Annotated in this window: 2 pseudogenes; both read left to right on the top strand. The window is 43.8% G+C overall.

Features of this window, described 5'->3' with window-relative positions:
- Positions 1-203: 203 nt before the first annotated feature.
- Positions 204-557: pseudogene (locus QUA04_RS29405) on the top strand (IS4 family transposase); the annotation flags it as partial.
- Positions 558-982: 425 nt separating this feature from the next.
- Positions 983-1,846: pseudogene (locus QUA04_RS29410) on the top strand (IS66 family transposase); the annotation flags it as partial.
- Between the last annotated feature and the right edge of the window lie 187 nt (positions 1,847-2,033).

Genomic DNA, 2,033 nt, shown 5'->3' on the forward strand with positions numbered 1-2,033 from the left:
ATCAATGGCTAAGTTTTAGTCCGAGATTACAAAAAGCGCTCCTAGAAATAGGGGCGCTTTTTGTTTGGGGAAAAATATTTGGCTCTTCAGTAGCTAGTATGCCTTAGCGGGTGACAAGGCACTTCTAGTTTAAACAGGACAAATGTTTGAGAGAATGGTAAGGCAAAAAAATAAGGAGCCACACGGGCTCCCCAAAAAACAAAATGTTGCCCCCATCATACCAAAAAATCCTGCGTACTCATCTCAATGAAAGCCAGTACTTAACCTGACAACTGCTGTTGTTATTGCTTCAGGCTCATCGTCAGGTCAAACTCTCCGTATTAGCCAGTGTCTTTCCTCAACCGATTCAATATCAAAGCCGCAAACGAAACTTACAACGCTTTTTAGTGTTGCCTCAGTTGTGCGTCAAACTGTTGTGGTTTCCCCTGATTAAATATTGGATTGTGAGCGAGCAAACGGGAAAGCGCTTAAACCGAGAACAACGTCGTTGTGTACGAAAACTCAAGCATCAAAAGTATGGCTATTGGATCATTGCAATCGACCGAACACAGTGGAAAGAACCTGGGGGGTGACAAAGAGGCCTAGGAGATAGACCGAATAAGGGTTGCAGCCCGCATAGCTTGTTGATAAAAGCGGCGTTTATTTCGAGTTAACTTTATTAACTGTTCCACCTCCAAAGAATATTGTTCGAGATAATTAACCCACTTTTCTCCATCTTGCGCCCACACCAAATGTACTCCGTACTCGATATCTTTTTTTAGGTTCTTGACGCCGGCATACATATTTTACTAGCTGCTTTTTCCGAAGTTCAGTGCGTTCAAATATTACCGAACTGTAGGCGAGTGCCACGAGCAGAATTATGTTAATCAGTCGGTTTCCTTTTAAGCTAGTTCCTTCGAGATAGTAGCCTCCTGTTTTATAATCTCGTAAGGATTCAGGTGTAGGGTATTGACAAAGGGGACGGCTGAGGTGGAAAATCGCAATTATGATGAACCTGCCTCAACAGCTAGACCCAGAAAGCCTTTGCCAGTTGCCCAAGGAAGAACTGGTGAAAATAATCATTGAGCAGGCGATCGTTATCAGAGAGTTGCAGACAACAATCAAGGAATTGAAACAAGAAATAGAAAGGCTTCATGTTAGTTCTGACCTCGATAGCAAAAGTTCATCAAAGCCACCATCAACTGACCTCCTAAAAAAACCAGAAAAGAAAAAGCCTGAAATTGAACACCAATCGGATAGTCCAAAACGAAAACCAGGTGGACAACCAGGACATACAGGAAAGACTCGTAAAGGATTTGGGCGGGTAGACCGTTTTGAAATTTTGCGCCCCCACATGTGTGCCTGTTGCCGTCAGATGGCGTTTTTAGACCAGCCAGTCAAAATTGAATTTCAGCAAGTGGCGCAATTGGTTCTCCGTCCCATTGAGATCGTGGAGTATCAACGCCACACTCTTGAATGTCAACATTGTGGTTCAATTGAAACTGCTCCTTGGTCGCCAGAAATGATACCAGGGCAAGACTTGGGTGTAAGACTGCAAGCATTTTTGGGGTGGATGGGTAATTATGGACATCTGCCCTATGAAAAACAGCAAGAAATGTTGTGGGAACTCGGGCAAATCGACATTGGAGTTGGTACCTTGGTAACTACCAATGCGCGAGTTGAAAAAGCAATTGAACCGAGTATCTGGCAATTGAGTGACTGGGTACAACAGGTGCAGCCAAACGTCCATGTGGATGAAACGCCTTGGCCAGTTAAAGGGTTAAAAGAATGGTTGTGGGTGATTGCTCATCCTCAGTTCTGTTTGTTTCAGGCAGCAGATACACGCTCTCGCGCGGGAGCGTGTCACTTTTGCGATGAGTATAAATACTGGGAAACCCCACCATGACTTTTTTGCCGAGCATCAGTATAATAGGGAATAATTATCATCTCTTCCCACTTGATATATAATCATGACACCGGGAGCGTGTCACTTTTGCGATGAGTATAAATACTCATGAACCCCACCATGACTTTTTTACCGATCATCAGTATAA

Source organism: Microcoleus sp. S13_C5, from assembly GCF_036700845.1.
Lineage (GTDB): Bacteria > Cyanobacteriota > Cyanobacteriia > Cyanobacteriales > Microcoleaceae > Microcoleus.